18 protein-coding genes are annotated in these 19,002 nt (G+C 68.3%); 11 read left to right on the top strand and 7 right to left on the bottom strand.

All coding sequences use genetic code 11. The annotated features are described in order from the left end of the window. Window positions 1-97: 97 nt before the first annotated feature. Complete coding sequence (locus HQ308_RS05705) at window positions 98-1,135, top strand: LacI family DNA-binding transcriptional regulator (protein ID WP_222645835.1); 1,038 nt, start codon at window positions 98-100, stop codon at window positions 1,133-1,135. A gap of 22 nt (window positions 1,136-1,157) precedes the next feature. On the opposite strand, the gene HQ308_RS05710 is transcribed toward HQ308_RS05705, so the two are convergent. The 4 genes from HQ308_RS05710 to HQ308_RS05725 are packed head-to-tail and all read right to left on the bottom strand — an operon-like array spanning window position 1,158 to window position 6,139. After that, on the bottom strand, window positions 1,158-2,597 hold the full coding sequence (locus tag HQ308_RS05710; RefSeq protein ID WP_027504896.1) for a GntP family permease: 1,440 nt from the start codon (window positions 2,595-2,597) through the stop codon (window positions 1,158-1,160). Window positions 2,598-2,625: 28 nt separating this feature from the next. Then, a complete protein-coding gene (locus tag HQ308_RS05715) occupies window positions 2,626-3,258 on the bottom strand; it encodes a bifunctional 4-hydroxy-2-oxoglutarate aldolase/2-dehydro-3-deoxy-phosphogluconate aldolase (protein ID WP_222645836.1) in 633 nt (210 codons plus the stop codon). Next, on the bottom strand, window positions 3,255-4,865 hold the full coding sequence (locus HQ308_RS05720; RefSeq protein ID WP_222645837.1) for an amidohydrolase family protein: 1,611 nt from the start codon (window positions 4,863-4,865) through the stop codon (window positions 3,255-3,257). The genes HQ308_RS05715 and HQ308_RS05720 overlap by 4 nt, the downstream gene beginning before the upstream one ends. A gap of 2 nt (window positions 4,866-4,867) precedes the next feature. After that, window positions 4,868-6,139, bottom strand: a complete 1,272-nt coding sequence (locus HQ308_RS05725) for an amino acid deaminase (protein WP_222645838.1) — start codon at window positions 6,137-6,139, stop codon at window positions 4,868-4,870. Between the two features lie 127 nt (window positions 6,140-6,266). Here HQ308_RS05725 and HQ308_RS05730 point away from each other — a divergent pair, with 127 nt between their 5' ends. The 5 genes from HQ308_RS05730 to HQ308_RS05750 are packed head-to-tail and all read left to right on the top strand — an operon-like array spanning window position 6,267 to window position 10,521. Beyond that, window positions 6,267-7,283: a sugar kinase gene (locus tag HQ308_RS05730; RefSeq protein WP_308115686.1), complete on the top strand. Its 1,017-nt coding sequence runs from the start codon at window positions 6,267-6,269 to the stop codon at window positions 7,281-7,283. After that, a complete protein-coding gene (locus HQ308_RS05735) occupies window positions 7,280-8,044 on the top strand; it encodes an IclR family transcriptional regulator (protein ID WP_222645839.1) in 765 nt (254 codons plus the stop codon). Before HQ308_RS05730 ends, HQ308_RS05735 begins: the two co-directional genes overlap by 4 nt. Beyond that, the gene (locus HQ308_RS05740; RefSeq protein ID WP_027504901.1) at window positions 8,041-8,442 is read left to right on the top strand and encodes a RidA family protein; all 402 of its coding nucleotides are present in this window, start codon (window positions 8,041-8,043) and stop codon (window positions 8,440-8,442) included. Before HQ308_RS05735 ends, HQ308_RS05740 begins: the two co-directional genes overlap by 4 nt. A gap of 33 nt (window positions 8,443-8,475) precedes the next feature. After that, window positions 8,476-9,819 (top strand): DUF2254 domain-containing protein, encoded by a 1,344-nt coding sequence (locus HQ308_RS05745; RefSeq protein WP_222645840.1) that lies wholly within the window; start codon window positions 8,476-8,478, stop codon window positions 9,817-9,819. Between the two features lie 21 nt (window positions 9,820-9,840). After that, window positions 9,841-10,521 carry a DUF998 domain-containing protein gene (locus HQ308_RS05750; protein WP_222645841.1) on the top strand — a complete coding sequence of 227 codons (681 nt, stop codon included), beginning with the start codon at window positions 9,841-9,843 and terminating at the stop codon, window positions 10,519-10,521. Here the strand turns inward: HQ308_RS05750 and HQ308_RS05755 are convergent. The 3 genes from HQ308_RS05755 to HQ308_RS05765 are packed head-to-tail and all read right to left on the bottom strand — an operon-like array spanning window position 10,483 to window position 13,712. Continuing rightward, window positions 10,483-12,171 (bottom strand): alpha/beta-hydrolase family protein, encoded by a 1,689-nt coding sequence (locus tag HQ308_RS05755; protein WP_308115687.1) that lies wholly within the window; start codon window positions 12,169-12,171, stop codon window positions 10,483-10,485. The genes HQ308_RS05750 and HQ308_RS05755 overlap by 39 nt on opposite strands. Window positions 12,172-12,180: 9 nt before the next feature. Beyond that, window positions 12,181-12,630: an SRPBCC family protein gene (locus HQ308_RS05760; protein ID WP_051613146.1), complete on the bottom strand. Its 450-nt coding sequence runs from the start codon at window positions 12,628-12,630 to the stop codon at window positions 12,181-12,183. 41 nt (window positions 12,631-12,671) lie between these two features. Beyond that, window positions 12,672-13,712, bottom strand: coding sequence for a ferredoxin--NADP reductase (locus HQ308_RS05765; protein ID WP_308115688.1), 1,041 nt, complete (start codon window positions 13,710-13,712; stop codon window positions 12,672-12,674). A 113-nt stretch (window positions 13,713-13,825) separates the two neighbouring features. Between HQ308_RS05765 and HQ308_RS05770 the strand changes: the two genes are divergently transcribed. The 5 genes from HQ308_RS05770 to HQ308_RS05790 are packed head-to-tail and all read left to right on the top strand — an operon-like array spanning window position 13,826 to window position 18,981. After that, window positions 13,826-14,896: an alpha/beta hydrolase gene (locus HQ308_RS05770; protein ID WP_261775754.1), complete on the top strand. Its 1,071-nt coding sequence runs from the start codon at window positions 13,826-13,828 to the stop codon at window positions 14,894-14,896. Next, window positions 14,896-15,765, top strand: a complete 870-nt coding sequence (locus HQ308_RS05775; RefSeq protein WP_222632789.1) for an SDR family NAD(P)-dependent oxidoreductase — start codon at window positions 14,896-14,898, stop codon at window positions 15,763-15,765. The genes HQ308_RS05770 and HQ308_RS05775 overlap by 1 nt, the downstream gene beginning before the upstream one ends. A gap of 2 nt (window positions 15,766-15,767) precedes the next feature. Beyond that, entirely contained in the window at window positions 15,768-16,688 is a 921-nt protein-coding gene (locus HQ308_RS05780) for a hypothetical protein (RefSeq protein ID WP_027504905.1), read from the top strand. Then, a complete protein-coding gene (locus HQ308_RS05785; protein WP_222645842.1) occupies window positions 16,685-18,178 on the top strand; it encodes an NAD(P)/FAD-dependent oxidoreductase in 1,494 nt (497 codons plus the stop codon). The genes HQ308_RS05780 and HQ308_RS05785 overlap by 4 nt, the downstream gene beginning before the upstream one ends. Before the next feature lie 44 nt (window positions 18,179-18,222). Further along, a complete protein-coding gene (locus tag HQ308_RS05790) occupies window positions 18,223-18,981 on the top strand; it encodes a MerR family transcriptional regulator (RefSeq protein WP_222645844.1) in 759 nt (252 codons plus the stop codon). Window positions 18,982-19,002 lie beyond the last annotated feature (21 nt).

The raw sequence follows: 19,002 nt of genomic DNA on the forward strand, positions 1-19,002 counted from the left end.
TTTCGGACCATAGCGCCGTTTCGGCCCGCGGGTCAACCCCCGGCGTCTAAAGTCGTGTCCGAGGACAGCCCGTGTCGGGGGCTGCGAAGGAGGGGTGATGAGCGTCGAAGAGGTGCCACCGAAGCGTCGGGGACGGTCGGCCACGCTGCGTGACGTGGCGTCGTTGGCGGGAGTCTCGATTGCCACGGCGTCGAAAGCTCTCAACAACCGCCGGCACGTCGGAGCCGAGACGCGGGTCCGGGTGCAGTCGGCCGCCGATCAATTGGATTTCTCGCCGAACGCGCTGGCTCAGGGCATGGTGGCGCAGCGCAGCGGCACCGTCGGCCTCATCACGTCGGACCTCGTCGGCCGCTTCAGCATTCCCGTCCTCCGAGGAGCGGAGGACGCTTTCGGGTCCGAGCGCATGTCGGTGTTGCTGTGCGATGCGCGCGAGGACCGTATCCGCGAGCAACATCACCTGCGTGCACTCATGTCGCGGCGCGTCGACGGTCTCATCGTGGTGGGTGCGCGCCCGGACCCGAGGCCGTCACTGGGCAAGGAACTGGACGTTCCCGTCGTCTATGCGTACGCGCCGTCCGACGACCCGACCGACATGTCCGTGGTCGCGGACGATTTCGCCGGTGGGCGGCTCGCGATGGATCATCTGTTGGTCTGCGGTCGACGCAGAATTGCGCACATCACCGGCGATCCCGGCTACGGAGCGACGCAGGAGCGAGCCCGCGGCGCGAGCGAGCGTCTTCAGGAGGAGGGGCTGCAGCTTGCCGGCGGGGCTGTGATGTTCGGTGAGTGGTCGGAGGCCTGGGGTAGGGGGGCGACCAGGCTGCTGTTGGAGCGTCAGCCGGATCTGGACGCCGTCTTCGCGGGGTCCGACCAGATCGCGCGCGGGGTGCTCGATGCGCTGATCGAAGCGGGACGCCGGGTCCCCGAGGAGGTCGCCGTGATCGGTTTCGACAACTGGGAGGTGCTCGCGACCGGGTCGCGCCCACCCCTGACGACGGTCGATCCGTCGCTGGAGAACATCGGACGCGCGGCCGCGATGCGACTCGCGGCCGCGATCGAGGGGCATGTCGGGAGTGGGATCGAGGTGGAGCCGTGCCGCCTCGTCACCCGCTCCTCGACTGCCCCTCTGCACTGAGCCGTCCTGCACCGAGGATCGATCAGCTTACGATCGCGAACAACACCCCTGCCACGGCGAAGCTGACGACCGACAGCACGGTCTCCAACACGGTCCACGTCTGCAGCGTCTGCTTGACGGTGAGGTTGAAGAACTTGGCGATGATCCAGAACCCGCCGTCGTTGACGTGGCTCAGGATGATGGAGCCGGCAGCGATGGCCATGGCGATGAGCGCGACCGACATCTGCGAGTAGTCCTGCGCCGCGACGAGCGGTCCGACGATGCCACCGGTCGTGACGATGGCGACGGTGGCCGACCCCTGCGCGATGCGCAAAGCGCAACTGATGATGTAGGCGAGCACGATGATCGGCAGTCCCGCCGCGGACATGGTGTCCGCGAGTGCGGTGCCGATGCCGGTGGCCGAGATGACCTTGCCGAAGAACGCGCCGGCCCCGACGACGAGGAGCAGCATGCCGACCGGGCGGAGCGATTCGCCGGTGAGAGTGGACAACTCCTGCACCGTCGAACCGCGGCGGATGCCCAGGACGTAGAACGCGATGAGCACCGCGATGAGCAGAGCGACCGCGGGGGTGCCGAAGAACGTGAGGACCTGGAGCAGGTTGCCCTCGTCGAGCAGAATGGTGCCGAACGTGGCGCCGAGGATGAGCACCAGGGGCACCGCGATGATGGCGCCGATGGTCGCGACGGACGGGGGAGTGGTGACCACGGGACGCTTCGTCTCGACGGCGGTGCCACCCGACGTGTGCGGTCCGTCGTCGTCGGCATCGTTGACGAAGTCCTCGGGCACCTCGACGATGATGCGCTTGCCGATGTAGCTGCCCCACACGAGACCTGCCGCGATGAAACCGGGGATGCCGCAGATGAAGCCCATGAGAATCAGCCAGCCCAGGTTGACCTCGAGCAGGCCGCCCAGAGCGACGGGGCCGGGGTGCGGAGGCAGGAACGCGTGCGTCATCGACAGGCCCGCGAGCATCGGAAGTGCATACAACACCAACGACTTTCCGCCTTGTCGCGCCGCGACGTAGACGAGCGGGGCGAGAACGAAGATGCCGATGTCGAAGAAGACGGGGATGCCAAAGATGAGGCCGAGCAGACCCATCGCGATGGGTGCGCCGCGATCACCGAAGACGCCGAGGAGCTTGGCGGTGAGTGCCTGCGCACCACCGGACCTCTCGAGGATGGCGCCGAGAACGGTGCCCAGTCCGATGATCACGGCGATGTGGCCGAGGATGCCACCGAAGCCCGTCTCGAGAATCGAGTCGCCGCTTTTGATGGCGGTACCCACGATCTGTGACACCGGGAGACCTGCTGCGACAGCGAGTCCCAGGCCGACGATGAGGAGGGCGATGAACGGTTCGAGCTTGACCTTGATGATGACGACGAGCAGGACCGCGATCGCGATACCGCACAGAACGAGGAGTCCGGGAGTGGACGTCCTCAACCAGTCGACGACGGAACCCATGAGGTTGCCTTTCGAAGTGTGTGGAGAGTCAGCGGGAGAGTGAGTGGACGAACGAGGTGGCGCGAGCGGTGATGTCGTCCCAGAGCCCGGCCGCGACCGCGGCCGGTGGAACGACGTCGGTGCCCGCGGTGACGGCGACGGCGCCGCGGGCGAGGTAGTCGGCGGCATTGTCGGCGTTGACGCCGCCGGACGGAACGAGGGGGACGTCGGGGAACGGTCCGCGAAGATCACCGAAGTAGCTGGGGCCGAACAGCTTCGCGGGGAACACCTTCACCGCGGCGGCGCCCAGATCGAGCGCCGCCATGATCTCGGTGGGCGTGAGCGCGCCCATCATGACGGGCACGTCCCGTTCGTGCGCCACCGCGGCGACGTCGGGACGCAGGCCGGGAGTGACGAGGAAGCGTGCACCTGCGTCGATTGCGGCGCGCGCCTGGTCACCCGTCATCACGGTGCCCGCGCCCATCACGGCGCCGGACGACGCCGCGGCGCGCAGGCAGTCCAGCACGTTGGGTGTGGTGAAGGTCAGCTCGACGGCGCGTAGTCCGCCGGCCACGAGGGCATCCGCCAACGCCGCGGGATCGGGGATGGACGGGGCGCGGACCACGACGAGCGCGCGATCCTCCATCATCGTGGCGAGTGCGTCGTCGAATCGGGTCGTCATGAGGTTCTTCCGTGAGAGGTGCGGCGGAGGGAGCGGCCGGCGAGTGTTCCGGTGGGGACGCCGTCGCGCACGGCGAAGGAGCCGTTGACGAGAACGTGCGCGATGCCGACGGCCTGCTGCTTGGGGTGGTCGAAAGTGGCGGTGTCCCGGACGGTGGCCGGATCGAAGACCACGAGATCTGCTGCGTGGCCCTCGCGGACGAGACCACGATCGGTGAGACCGAGTCGTGCGCCGGGCCGTCCCGTGAGGTGATGGACGCAGTCCTCGAGCGACATCAGGCCCTCGTCGCGGACGTAGTGACCGAGGTAGCGCGGGAACGTGCCCCAGGCCCGCGGATGCGGACGCTCGCCCACCAGGATGGCGTCGCTGCCGCCCATGTGGTGGGGATGCACCATGATGGCGCGCACGTTCTCCTCGTGCCCGACGTGCTGCAGGATGGTGGTGCTCAACGCATCTCGCTGGAGCACTTCGAAGAACACGTCGACGGGTGCGCGGCCCTCCTCGGTCGCGATGTCGAGGACGGTCTTCCCGACGTAGCGGTCGAGATCCGCGTTCGCGACGCCGCTGAGCTGGATCGTCTCCCATTCCACCGTGACGCCGTGGCAGCCGTCCGAGCCGTAGCGATTCACGTCGTCGGTGATGCGGCGCCGCACGTCGGGATCGTCGAGACGGCCCAGCGCCGCATCGGGTCCGCCGGACATCGCCCAGCTGGGCAGCAGCGCGGACAGGGTGGTGGCGCCGGGCAGGTAGGGATAGGTGTCGAGCGTGATGTCGCACCCGTCGGCGATCGCGGCGTCGACCATGTCGAGGAATTCGCCGGCGCGGCCCTTGTTCTCGCCGAAGTTCATGGTGGCGTGGGTCAGGTGCAGGGCGCAGCCGGTCTCACGGGAGAGCTCGATCATCTCCCGGTATGCGCCGAGAGCGTTCTTGCCGTAGGAGCGGGTGTGCGGAGCGTAGAAGCCACCGAACTCGGCGACGACCTCGCACAGCGCGCGCAGTTCGCCCGTGTCGGCGTACATCCCGGGCGTGTAGGTCAGTCCGCTGGACATGCCGACTGCGCCCTCGGACATGCCTTGTGCCACCAGCTCTCGCATGTGCTCGACCTCGGCGGCGGTCGCAGGACGCTGATCCGCTCCGACGGCCAGATAGCGCAACGTTCCCTGCGGCACCAGGTACGCGGCGTTGGGGGTGATGCCCCGGTCGAGCCGGTCCAGATACTCGGCGACCGAGCGCCACGTGATGTCGAGATCGGTGGGATTGCCGTTCCATCCCGAGATCTGACGGCGGATGACCGCGAGCGTCTCGTCGGAGACGGGTGCGTAGGAGAGGCCGTCCTGACCGAGCACCTCGGTGGTGACGCCCTGGGTGATCTTCGGAACGTGTCCGGGTGCGGTCAGCAGGCCGAGGTCGGAGTGGGCGTGCATGTCGATGAAACCCGGTGCAACGACGTGGCCCCGTGGCACGTCGACGACGGTCTGCGCGTCGGCGACAGTGCCCGGTGCCGCGACCCGCGTGATGCGTCCGTCGTCGACGAGAACGTCGGCGCGGACTCGGTCGGACCCGGTGCCGTCGACGACGTCACCGCCGCGAAAGAGGATGTCCGCCATGATCAGAAGAAGGTGTGGACGAGGTCGACGATGCGCGGGTTCGCCGCGTCGGCGTCGTCGACGACCGGAAGCAGACGCCACTTGTCGAACGCCGTGCAGGGATGCGACAGGCCGAGCCGTGCGACCGTCCCGACGGGAACGTCGTCGCGGGCCGTGCCCGGCGTCCGGAGGAAGGCGTGCTGATCGTTGAGCGCCGAGATATGGTGCCCCGCTTCCGCGTCCCGGCCGCCGATGCGCTGCGGTGTCGGCAACCCCTCGTCGAACGGGAAGTCGCGCTTGCCCGCATCGAGCAGTGCGAGTTCGGGTTCCGGACGCGACACCACCCGCGCCCAGCCGTGCATCGCGGAGGACAGGTGCTGCTCGCCGACGCGGGAGGCGATGAGCGGGGAGATGTCGGCGTAGAAGCCGTCGTCGTGCACCACGTAGGCGCCCGAGCGCAGCACGACGGCCGTGTCGTCGTCGACGACCGACGAGAGCCGCTCGACCACCAGGTCCTGGTACGCGCTCCCACCCGCGGTGACGATCGCCCGTCCCTCGTACAGGCCGTCGGCGGCGAGACCGGCGTGCAGGGCGGCGACCTCGTCGAGGTAGGCGCGCACGGCGTCCAGTCCTGCGGGTGTGCGGTCGTGGGCCAGCGCGCCTTCGTATCCGCCCACGCCGGCGAGGGTCACCGACGGCGACGAGGAGATCGCGGCCGCGACGCGTCGTGCCTCGTCCACGCTGCGTGCCCCGGTGCGGCCGTGCGGCCCACCGAGTTCGACGATCACCGGGATCGGTCGTGTCACGGCGCCCAGGATCTCCGTCATGCGTGCCACGGTGTCGACACTGTCTGCCCAGCAGACGAACTCGACGTCGTCGTGGGCGTCGAGGTCCGCCGAGATCCAGCGGAGTGTCACCGGGTCGATCAGTGCATTGGCGAGAAGGATGCGCTGCACGCCGAACGCGCGAGCGAGCTGCACCTGCCACCCGGTGGCGAGGGTGATTCCCCAACTGCCCGCCTCGAGCTGCTCGGCCCAGAGCTGCGGCGCCATCGTGGTCTTGCCGTGCGGTGCCAGACGCATGCCGGCCGCATCGGCCCACCGCGCCATCACATCGATGTTCGACGTGAGGTGTCGGCGATCCAGTGTGACGACCGGGGTCGCGAACTCGGCGAGAGTGGGCGCCGTCGCCAGATAGTCGCGCACGGTGAGGCCCCACGCGGCGGGTGGGACGGACTTGTACTCGGGGCCGAGAGTGCGGTCGTGCAGCGCCTCGACGGCGGCCTTGTCGATCATCGAATCCTCCTGCGCCGGATGCGGCGCTGTAGCGTTGCGTATTTTGCAACGCTGATTGCAAACTGTGTTCGGTGTCGTTAGTCTGCAACGAACAGGGACAACTCGCAAGACATCGAAGGGAATTGATGTGAGATCACCCGGCGCGGCGACTCCACGGGTGGTGTGTGTCGGCGAGGGGCTCGTGGTCATGGTCGCTCAGCCCGGCCCGCTCGAACACTCGGACACGTTCGAGCGGTCGGCCGGAGGAGCCGAGGCCAACGTCGCGCGTGTCCTCGCCCAGTTGGACGTCGAGGCGTCCTGGCTCTCGCGCGTCGGTGACGACGGCTTCGGCCGCTACCTGACGGAAACGCTGCGCGCGAGTGGGGTGGACACGTCGGCGGTGATCGTCGACCAGACCCGCACCACCGGGATGTACGTCAAGGAGCGTGGTTCGGGCAGCGGTCACGCGTCCGACCTACCCGCCGGGGAGAGCCGAATGACATATTTCCGCAGCGGTTCCGCCGCCAGTGCGCTGTGTGTCGACGACATCGTCACGGCGACCCAGATGCTCGCGGCGGCCGACCTCGTGCACGTCAGCGGCATCACGCTCGCCCTGTCGGACACCGCGCGCGACGCTGCGGCCGCGCTGGCGTCGTCGCCCGGTCTGCTGAGTTTCGACCTCAACCACCGTCCCCGACTCTGGACCGCCGGGAGCGCCGATGTGGTTCTTGCAGAGCAGGTCCGACGCAGTGACATCGTGCTGATGGGCGCCGACGAAGCACACGCGGTGTTCGGCACCGGAGACCCCGACGCGCTGCGTGGCCTGTTCCCCGAGCCGCGCCGCCTGGTGATCAAGAACGACGCCCACGTGGTCGTGGGATTCGACGGCGCCGAGCGTGTCGACGTCCCGGCCCTGCGGTTGTCGGTGGTCGAGAAGATCGGTGCGGGAGACGCGTTCGCCGGTGGCTACCTGGCCGGTGTCCTCCGCGGCGACGATCAGCAGCGTGCGATCAGGCTGGGGCACCTGTGCGCGGCCGGCGCTCTCACCGCGCACGGCGACGCGGCCCATCTGCTTCCGCTGCACCGTCTCGACGCACTGGTGACATCCTCGGACGAGGAGTGGTCGAGCATCGACTACGACGCCGAGAGGGGAATCGCCGTATGAGTCAGAGTGTGTCCCGCGCGCTCACCCTGCTCCGGGTGCTGGCCGACGGTCCGCGATCGCTGGACGAGTTGGCTGCCCACCTCGACGTGCACAAGACCACGGTCCTGCGTCTGCTGCGGGCGATGGAGGCGGAGCGGTTCGTCCAGCACGACCACGAACACCGGTATCGCCTGGGGTCGACGCTCTTCGAACTGTCCAATCGGTCGTTGGAGCAGCGGGACATCCGGACGTTGGCGCGGCCGCATCTGGCTGCGCTGAACGCCGACACCAGGCAGACGATCCACCTCGCCACCTACGAGTCGGGGGAGGCCGTCTACATCGACAAGTTCGACGCCACCCAGAGTGTGCGGATGTACTCGCGTGTCGGACGCCCGGCGCCGTTGCACTGCACCGCCGTCGGGAAGATCCTGATCTCCGGGCTGCCCGTCGACGAGCAGATCCGCGTCGCCCACCGCATCGAGTACACCCGCTTCACCGACCGCACCATCGACACGCCCGAGCGGTACCTCGAGGAACTGGCCCTCGTGGCCCGTCAGGGATACGCCGAGGACCACGAGGAACACGAGTCGTTCGTCAACTGCATCGGCGTGCCGGTGCGCGACGGAACCGGCTCGATCGTCGCCGCGGTGTCGATGTCCGTGCCCGACATGCTGCTCGACCACGCCCGCGTCCTCGGCACCCTGCCGCAGGTGCGCGCGGTGGCCGAGACCATCTCCGCCGAACTCGGCTGGAGTCCGACCCCGACGAAGGAACCCGCATGACCGACAAGATCGCCGTCCTCACGACCGATGCGCCTGCACCCGCCCACACCTTCTCGCAGGGCGTGCGCAAGGGCCCGTTCGTCCAGGTGTCCGGGCAGGGACCCGTCGACCCGGCGACCAACGAGTACCTGTACCCCGGCGACGTCGCGGCGCAGACCACGCGGACGCTGACCAACGTCAAGGCCATCGTCGAGGCGAGCGGTGCGACCTTCGACGACGTCGTGATGCTGCGGGTGTACCTGACGAAGCGCGAGGACTTCGCCGTCATGAACGAGGCGTACGGCGCCTTCGTGCTCGAGCACACGAAGGGTGACGTCCTGCCCAGTCGCACAACGGTCTTCACGGGACTCCCGCGCGAGGAGATGCTCGTCGAGATCGACGCGATCGCGGTGGTCTGACACGTCGACCCACCGTCAGGGCACCATGAACCCATGAGACGACGGTGGGTACGGCTGCAGGGCACGTTCTGGTTCGTTCCCGCGGTCCTGGGCGTCGTCGCCGTCGTCCTGGCTCAACTCCTGGTCGCCCTGGACCGGTGGCTCCTCGATCGGGGCATCGGGATCGGTGGGTCGCTGCTGTACCACGTGGGTGCGAGTGGCAGCCGGGACATCCTCGGCGCCATCGGCGGGTCGATGCTCGGAGTCGCGGCGACGTCCTTCTCCATCACCATCTCGGTCCTCGCGACGGCCAGTTCGACCTACGGCCCGCGACTGGTGCGCAACTTCATGGCGGACCGCGGGAACCAGGTGGTGCTCGGCATCTTCGGGGCGACCTTCCTCTACGCACTGATGGTGCTGCGCTCGATCCGGTCGCTCGACTCGGACGGCGACGTCTTCGTACCCGACATCGCGGTGAACGTCGCCGTGCTCCTCGCGGTGCTCGACGTGGGCGTCCTGGTGTACTTCATCCACCACATCGCCCAGTCGATCCAGGTGGCGACGCTGTCCTCGCGAGTGCGCGACGAACTCTCCGCAGCCGTCGACGAGCTCTACCCGACGGAGCCGCCGCCCGACGCGGCGTCGGATTCCGAGGTGACGCTGCCCGAGCACGTCGACACGGTGCGTGCTCCGCGTTCCGGAGTCGTCGTCGACGTGGACGAGGACGCGGCGTTGTCCTCGGCCGTCGACGCCGATGCCGTCGTGGTGCTGCTCTGCAGACCGGGTGAGCACGTGATCGAGGGAGACGCCATCGCGGAGTCACGACGGTGGAGCGGATCCTCCTCCGCGTCGCACCTGCGCGAGATCGAGTCCGCGGTCGAGATCGGCGACGAGCGGACTCCGCAGCACGACATCGAGTTCGCCGTCGAGCAGCTGGCCGAGATGGCCGTGCGGGCTCTGTCCTCGGGTACGAACGATCCGTACACCGCTCGCAATGCCTTGGACGATCTGTCCGTCGGGATGGCCACTCTCGTCGGTCGTCCGCCGCCGTGCGGTGCCCGGACCGACGATGCCGGAACGGTACGGATCGTTCTGCGTCGGGTGCCCGTGGTCGACCTGATCGACCACGCGCTGGGAGCTGTTCGGATCTACGCGATGGCGAGCCCCATGGTGGTCGCTGCCGGTATCCGGATGGCGGAGCGTCTCGGTGCGGCAGCGACCGCGACCGCGTCGATCGACCGCGTCCGGTACCACCTCGACCTCCTCGACGAGGCGTGCCGACGGGAGATGACGGATCCGGCAGGGCGGGCCTCGTGCCTCGACCAGATCGACCGCGCGCGTGGGCGTCTCCTGACGGTCGCCGTGTCCGGCTCACCGTCAGGCACAGTGGAGTCGTAGATCCGCTGCCGAAAGGACCCTGTGCAGACCCGCCTCGCCTCTCTCGGGCTTCTCTCCATCCTGCTCGGCGCCGCGACGGTCGTCGTCCTCGACGTCGTCACCGCACTCGGGTCGCCCGCCCATCTGCGCCGCACCATCAGCGAGTACGGGCTGGGCGCGCAGCAATGGGTGTTCACGGCCGGGGTGCTGCTCCTCGCCGTGGGATCCGGAGCCGTTCTCGTCGCTGCCGTCCGGCAGTCGTTGCTGCGCGCGTCGTCGGTCGCCGCGGTGGCGATGACACTGTGGACGGTGGGACTCGTCGCCGTGGTCGCGGTTCCCAAGCAGGACTGGAGCAACGACGCGACGCTCGGACTCGGCGGCGCGGTGCACCGCGCGGGCGCCGCGGTCGCGTTCGTCAGCATCCCGGTGGCGGTGATCGCCCTCGCCGCGCCGTGGATCCGGTCGAGCGAGTGGGCCCGTCACGCCCGACGGACGTTCGTGCTGGGTGTGCTGTCCGTCGTGGCCATCGCGCCCATCGGGTACGCGTTGCTCGTCGGCATGACCACCTCGACACCGTGGTACCGCGTCGTCACCCTCGGCCACGTCGAACGGATCCTCGTCGTCGTGGAGGTGATCGCGCTGATCTCGCTCGCGTGGTGGGTCCGCGCGAGCGCGCTCAGGGAGTCACCGCATCGCGTCGGTGACGCGGTCCACCAGCTCTGAGTCGTCGACGTCCAGAATGGGCGCCCACATGGAGGCCGCATCGGCGCCGTAGGCGTGACCGTGGCCTTCCGGCACCTCGGCGGCGAGCGCCATGTCGAGCGTCACCTGCCAGAAGGTGACGAGAGGGATCCACGTCATCCCCTTGTCGACGTCGACGCCGCGCGGCTCCCGGAGCCAGTCCGGCTTGCCGAACAGCAGGTCGAACGACCACCATACGATCGGATCGCTCGGGTGCTGCCAGTACACGATGCGCGGGCTCTCCCAGTCCACCAGACCGGGTGCGTCGAGATCGGACGGCTCCGCGGCGAAGCGGACGTTCTGCCCGCCGTAGATCACGGGCAGGATCTCGGGGCTGCCCGGGTCCCGTGAGTCGGTGACACGCGACCACTGCTCGGAGAAGTTGGGCGTCCCCACCCACAGCGCGCCGTCCGTGCGCGCCAGCATGTCCTGCACTCCGGAGAAGGCGTCCTGGCCGCCGTACGACCCGAGCGATTCACCGAACGTGAGGAGCTTCGGGCGGTCGTTCTCGGGACGGTCCTGCACGCGCTGGTAGACGGCCTCGAAGACGGCGCGGCCCGCGATGAGCGGGGTGTCGCGATCGGCGAGGAACGCCAACGGACTGGGCAGGTACGAGTACTGGACCGCCGCGATCGCCGTGTCGCCGCCGGCGAGGTACTCGAGTGAGGACGCGACGGACGCGTTGACCCACCCTCGACCGGTGGTCGTCGCGATCGCCAGGTACTCGCGATCGAAGGCGCCGGTTCGGTCCAGTTCGGCGACGAGTCGGTCGGCGAGCGAGTCGACGGTGTCCCGGCCGAGACCGAGCCCGTCGGCGTCGACGGACTTGCGTCCCGCATAGACCCGGATCGGGGTGAGGGCGGGCCGTCCCGTCACGGATGCGATCTCGTCCGACGTCGGGCCGCCCGCGACGAAGGTGCGCCCCTCGCGGCCCAGGGTGTCCCACTCCTCGTTCGACTCGGGCGAGCCCGACCGTTCGGGCGCCGACGGCGGTTCCACGCCCTCGGCGCTCCCGGTGTCGGCCGCAGCGGCGGACCCGTTGGAGATGCGTGAGATCCCGGTGGCAAGGAGCCCCTCGACGGCGAACACCAGCACCACACCGACGGCGACGACGGCGAGACCGCGCGAGACGGGCGGCGGGAGAACACGACCGATCAGTGCGATGAGAAGGTCTGTGACGCGGCGGATTCCGCGTGCCAGCGTGATCACCAGGACGACGACGATCGCGGCGACGACGAAGACTCCGGCGTAGTCCCACGACTGGCTCGGTTCGATGCCCACGAGTTCGCGAGAGATGTTCTGCCACCACGCCCCGAGGACGAGGAACAGCGGGAGCACGACGACTGCGGCGGCGCCGATCGCGTACCAGCCCCACCGCCTCAGTCGTTCGGGCCACTCGCGAGTGAGCTCCATCCGCCGGACGCCCCACACGACGAGAACGCCGACGCCGTAACCGCATGCGACCGAGAGGCCCGTGGCGACGGCCTGCAGGTACCACGGTCGGGGGAGAAGCGACGGGGACATCGACCAGCAGTAGAAGACCAGTCCGACGACGAGGCCGATCGGCTCGAAGCGGGAACACCACCGCCACAGTGCGGTGGCGATGCGTCCTCGCTGGTCCTTCGTGGTCACCGGGTGAGTCTAGGTGCTGCGCGGCGACTCCAACCGGGAGCGCAGGGTCCGATCGGTGACGGAGATCCCCTGGTTGATGAAGGGTTCGACCACCTTCGCGAGTGCCTTGCCCGTGAACCCGCCGGGGAACTCGTAGCGGAACTCGACGTCGGCGACGCAGTGTCCGTCGTCCACGGGGGTGACCACCCAGCGAGAACTGGTCTCGAAACCCTTCACCGACGACAACGCGATGACGGAACCGTCGACCCACTCGACGATGTCCACCGTGGAGTGCAGAGCTTTGGGTCCCAGCTTCATCTCGGCGTCGAAGCGGTCACCGGTGCCGCGCGACACCGGTCCGACGGGGACGAACGAGGTGACGCCGAACATCCAGTCCGGCACGTTCTCGTACGAGGACAGGTAGTCGAAGGTCGCCGACGCCGGTGCGGCGATCTCGACGTGCTTGGTGATGACGGGCATGAGGTCTCCTGGTGCGGCTGTGGTGTCAGGGATTCGGTCGGTCAGTCGATGCGGATGGTGAGAGCGTCGGACACGGGCACCGACTGGCAGGCCAGGCGCACTCCCCGGTCGAGCTCGTACTGATCCAGCGTGTCGTTGACGCGCATGTGCACGTCACCGCTGACGAGAGTGAACGCGCAGGCGCCGCAGTTGCCCTCGCGGCACACGAACGGGGCGTCGATTCCCTCGGCGAGCATGGCGTCGAGCAGCACGGTGTCGGGTGCGCAGTGGAACGAGTGATCGTCGCCCTCGACCTCCGCGGACACGGAAACGCCCGTGGCCGAGGACGTCTCGACGAGGGTGGTGTGGAACGGGTCGGTGGTGATCGACGTGAACACCTCACGGTGGATGTTCTCGGGCGACATCCCCGCCGCAAGGAGCCCCTGCTGCGCCACCTCCATGAACGGCCCCGGCCCGCAGAGGTACGCGTCGGCGTCGGCGATGCCGGAGACGGCGTCGGTGAGACCGGTGGCAGTGGGCAGGCCCGACGCCGACTCGTGCCAGTGCCGCACCGTGAGGCGGTCCGGATGCTGCTGCTGCAGATCGTCGAGGGTGGCGGCGAACATGACCGAGTCCGGGTCTCTGTTCGCGTAGAACAACACGACCCGTCCGTCGTGCGACGCCAACGCGGTCTTCAGGATGGACATCACGGGCGTGATGCCGCTGCCGGCGGCGACCAGGACGAGCGGGCGATCCCATCGCGCGGGAACGAAGGTGCCCGCGGGAGCCAGTGTCGTCAGTGCGGATCCTGCTGTCGCGGTGTCGCACAACCAGGTGGACCCGAGGCCGCCCGCGGTGCGCTTGACGGAGATCGCGGGGCGCTCGCCGGTGTCGGGACTGCTCGACAACGAGTAGCACCGTGCGGCGGAACCGCCGTCGCTCAGAGGAATCTCGACCGTGAGGAACTGGCCCGGGCGGTAGCGCAGGGCCTCGCCGTCGGCGGTGGACAGGACCAACGTCACCGCGTCCGCCGTCTCGCGGATCACCTCGTCGACCTGCAGTCGGAGTGTGCGGACGGCGGTGTCCGCGGAGTCGATCGCCACGATGTCTTCCCCTCGTCGGCCGGGTGTGTCCGGCACTCCGGACTACACCGAAGATTGTTTCATTGAACTATAGGCCATTGACAAATGGCACAGTCATCCGTGACGCTTCCGGCATGACATCGACGCGTCCGATTCCCGAGCGGGGGTCCCTGCGGTCCCGCGCCGCGGCCCGAGCCACGCAGTCGACGTTGCGACCCATCGCGTCCCGACTGCCGTTCGGACGCGGCGGCGAACGCGTCGCCCGCGTCCTCGTCGAGGTGGCCATGCGTGCCTGCGGCGGAATCGCACCCGGCACGGTCGTCCGCACCGTGCGCGAGGACGGTGTGGTCGGGGAGTGGGTCGACGCGCGGGCAGGCCGGAGGCCGGTCGAAGATGGGGCAGGCCGGAGGCCGGTCGAAGATGGGGCAGGCCGGAGGCCGGTCGAAGATGGGGCAGGCCGGAGGCCGGTCGAGGGTGGGGACGGTTCCGTGGACACCGCCGACCCGATCCTCTATCTGCACGGCAGCGCGTACGCGATCTGTTCCGCACGGACGCACCGCGGCTTGGCGTCGCGTCTCTCCCGCGCGACGCAGCGTCCGGTCTTCGTGGTCGACTACCGACTCGCCCCCGAGTTCCCTTTCCCCGCCGCAGCCGACGACGTCGAGCGGGCGTACGGCTGGCTGATGTCGAGCGGCCACGCACCCGAGTCGGTCGTCGTGGCCGGTGACTCGGCGGGCGGTCACCTCGCGCTGGACCTGGTGCTGGACAACGCCCGACGATCGGTTCCGCAGCCTGGTGCGGTCCTCCTGTTCTCGCCGTTGATCGATCTGACCTTCACCCTCGCGCAGAACCGGGAGCGCATCCGTCGCGACCCGATGATCTCCGCAGCGGCGGCGCGGGCACTCACCGCGCTCTACACACGCGGCGAGGATCCCGAAGGGCGGCGCCTACGACTGGCGGTCGAGGCGGGAACGGCACTGCCGCACTTCGTGGTTCAGGCCGGCGGTGCGGAGATGCTCGTCGCCGACGCCGAGCACCTGCGCGATCTGGTGGTCGATGCCGGTGGCACCTGCACGCTCGAGATCTGGCCCGACCAGATGCACGTGTTCCAGGCTCTGCCGCGCATCAGCCCGGAAGCGGACCGGGCACTCGCCCGCGCCGCGCACGCCCTGACAGCTCTCCATCGAACAGAGACGAGACACTGATGTTCTCTCGACCCAGACCACGCCTCACCCACGGGGCGGACGCCGTGGTCACCGGCGCCGGCAGTGGCATCGGCCGCGCCTTCGCACTCGAGATCGCCCGCCGCGGTGGCCGCGTCGTCTGCGCGGACATCTCACTCGAACGCGCCGAGGAGACGGTGCGGATGCTCGACGGCCCCGGCTTCGCCGTCCAGTGCGACGTCGCCGTGCAGTCGCAGGTCGAGGATCTCGCGCTGTTCGCCGAGCTCGAGTTCGGTGGCGCGCCGACGCTCGTGATCAACAACGCCGGCGTCGGCATCGGTGGCAAGCCGGTGGGCGACATCGGGTTCGAGGACTGGAACTGGGCGCTCGGCATCAACCTGTGGGGAGTGGTCCACGGCTGCGAGACGTTCGTTCCGCTGCTCCGTACCGCGGGTCGCGGCGGCATCATCAACGTGGCTTCCGCCGCGGGATTCGCGGCGGCACCGACGATGGGGCCCTACAACGTCGGCAAGGCGGGCGTCATGTCACTGTCCGAGACTCTCGCGGCCGAACTCTCCGGGTCGGGTGTCCACGTGACCGTGCTGTGCCCGACCTTCGTCAAGACCAACGTCGCGGTCGACGGTCGCATCACCGAGCGCTCCACGGAACTCGCGCAGAAGTTGATGCGGTGGACCGGCTTCTCACCCGAGCGGATCGCCGTCACCACGCTCGACGCGCACGACAGGAACCGCCTCTACGTCGTGCCCCAGCTCGACGCGAAAGCCATCTGGCTGACGAAACGGCTCCTCCCCACCCTCTACACCCGCGGAGCAGGGCTGCTCGACCGCCTGCTCCCCGGCGAGCCCGCCCCACAGTCCCTTCCCGCTGTTTCCGCCTCGACAGGAGTATGACGATGGCCTTCGACTTCGACGCCATGCTGGACAAGATCAAGGACCGCCAGTGGTCCCTCGCGGACATCGACTGGGACGCCCCCGGCGCCGAGATGATCCCGCCCGAGCAGCATGCCAAGCTCAAGCCGTTCCTGTCCGACCTCATGTGGATCGAGAACGTCGGTGCGCGCGGATTCGCCGCGATGGCACGCAAGGCGCCCACCGAGACGCTGCGCGAGATCTACCGTTACTTCCACGCGGAGGAGCAGAAGCACGCGAATGCCGAACTGGCACTGATGCGTCGGTGGGGCATGCTCGAGAACGACGAGATCCCGCAGCCGAACGTCAACGTCAAGCTGATCATCGACTGGCTCGACAAGTACTCGGATCAGACGCCGCTCGCCGTGCTCGGCACCGTCATCCCGATGCTCGAGGTCGCGCTCGACGGTGCGCTGGTCAAGTTCATCGTCGACGAGATCGACGACCCGGTCTGCCAGGAAGTGTTCAAGCGCATCAACGCCGACGAGTCGCGGCACCTCGCCGTCGACTTCGAGGTCATCGATCTGCTGGGCCACGCGAAGATGCGCCGCATTCTCGTCGAGACGATCGGCGCCTGGATGCATCCGTCGCTCATCATCGGCACCCTGCGGTACATCCCACTGCTGAACAAGATGCGGGACAACATCGTCGAGATGGGTGTCGACGAGGAGCGCCTCTACACCGCGATGAAGCGCTTCAAGAAGGTGGGCGAACGCAGCGAGTTCCCGAAGCGTCTGCCGATGTACCGCTTCATCAGCTGGCACGGGAGCGTCGTCATCAACCGCGACCACCCATACCACAAGTTCGCCGACTCGATGGTGACGCTGACGGCCAAGTACCCGAAGCGGCTGCTGCGCCCGCAGCCCACGTGGTCCAAGGAACTCACGTACGAGCCCGTCGCATGACCGAAATTCTCTCCACCGCCATCATCGGAGGCGGATTCGCCGGCATCGGTGCCGCGATCCGGCTGCAGCAACGGGGGATTCGCGACATCGCCATCCTCGAACGCGGCACACGTGCCGGTGGGACCTGGCGTGACAACACGTATCCCGGTGCAGCCTGCGACATTCCGTCCCGCCTGTACTCGTACAGCTTCGCCCCCAATCCGGACTGGTCGCACACCTACTCCGGGAGTGCGGAGATCCTGGGCTACATCGACTCGATGGTCGAGAAGTTCGAGCTGAGCCGCTACCTCCGGTTCGGTCACACCGTCGTGGACGTCACCTGGCACGAGTCCCGGTCGCTCTGGGAGATCTCGGTCCAGGATCGGGAACCCGTCCTCGCCCGCACCGTCGTGATGGCGTCGGGACCGCTGGCGAACGTCAGCCTGCCCAAGATCCGCGGCGTCGAGACCTTCGCGGGAGCGAAGATCCACAGCGCGCGGTGGGACCACGACTACGACTTCGCCGGCAAGAAGGTCGCCGTCGTCGGCACCGGAGCCAGCGGCGTGCAGATCGTTCCCGAGCTGGTGAAGGTCGCCGAGTCGGTCAAGGTCTTTCAGCGCACGCCGGGATGGGTGCTGCCCCGCACCAACTTCCGCACCCGCGGACTGACTCGCGAGATCTACCGCCGCGTGCCCTTCAGCCAGAGCGTCGCGCGCAAGGCCTGGTTCTGGGGCCACGAGTCGGTCGCACTCGGGGTCGTCTGGAACTCGCCGCTCACCCGCGTGGTGGAGGGAGTGTCGAAGCTGCACCTACGCAGTCAGGTTCCGGATCCGTGGCTGCGGCGCCAGCTCACGCCGGAGTTCCGCGCCGGGTGCAAGCGCCTGCTGATGACCAGCAAGTACTACCCGGCGCTGCAGAAGGACAACTGCACGCTCGTCACCTGGCCCATCGCACAGATCTCCGAGAAGGGAATCCGCACGGTCGAGGGAGTCGAGCATCAGTTCGACGCGATCGTCTTCGCCACCGGGTTCGACGTCTCCAAGACCGGGTCGCCGATCCCCATCACCGGGCGTGACGGGCGCGTCCTCGCCGACGAGTGGAGCCGGGGAGCTCACGCCTACAAGTCGATCGCGGTGTCCGGGTACCCGAACATGTACTTCACGTTCGGGCCCAACTCCGGACCCGGCCACAGCTCCGCCCTGGTCTACATGGAGGCGCAGATCGACTACCTGGTCGATGCCATCGCCACCGCCGTGAACCAGAACTTCGTGCTCGACGTCCGCGCCTCGGTGCAGGCCGAGTACAACGCGGACCTGCAGCAGCGGCTGACCAAGACGACGTGGAACTCGGGGTGCTCGAGCTGGTACCTCACCGAGGACGGTTTCAACGCCACGATGTTCCCGGGCTTCGCCACGCAGTACGTCAAGCAGCTCGAGACGGTGCTGTTGCCGGACTACGCGGTGACGGCGGCAGCGACGGCACCGGTCGACGAGGTCGTCGCCGCGGTGTGACCGAGCGTTAGTCTGGAGGTCCGGCCGAGTGGAGGAGTGAGTCGATGACCGAGTACCGCATCGACGAACTGGCTCATGCCGCGGGCACGACCTCGCGCAACGTCCGGGCCTACCGTGAACGTGGACTGCTCCCGCCCCCGCGCAAGCGGGGGCGGGTCGGCATCTACGACGACTCGCACCTCGCCCGGCTGCGACTGATCGACATCCTGCTCCAGCGCGGCTACACGACCACACACATCAGCGACTTCATCGACGGCTGGGAGAGTGGCAAGGACCTCACCGAGGTTCTCGGTCTGCAGCGCGCCCTCACCGAGCCGTGGTCGACGACCGGCGAGGTGCAGTCGGTCTCCGTCGACGAGGCGCGGCAGATGCTCGGCGACCCCGACGGCGTCCAGCTGTCCAGGCTCGTGGAGTACGGACTCGCCCGCATCGACGGCGACCGATGCACGTTCACCGATCCGAAGCTGTTGCAGGGCTTCACGTCCCTCGCGACCTACGGCTTCGGAATCCGCGAGGTCATGGACATCCACGAACGGCTCCATGCGGCCGTCGACGGAATGTCCAAGGACATGATCTCGACTGTGAAGAGTCACATCGTCGACCGCTACGGCGAGGGTTGGATTCCCGAGGGTGACGACGTCCTCCGAGCCACCGAGATGTTGCAGATCATGCGCACTCTCGCAGTCGATTCCGTGCATTCGTTGCTCGGCCGCACACTCGACCGCAACCTGCAGGAGCAGCTCGGCGAGTACCTCGAGGTCGCCATCGACAACACCTCTCGTTCGGACCGTCACACAGCCTGACCTCGCTTTTCGGACCAATGG

Origin of the sequence: Rhodococcus sp. BP-241 (assembly GCF_019836145.1) — a bacterium.
Classification (GTDB): Bacteria; Actinomycetota; Actinomycetes; order Mycobacteriales; family Mycobacteriaceae; genus Rhodococcoides.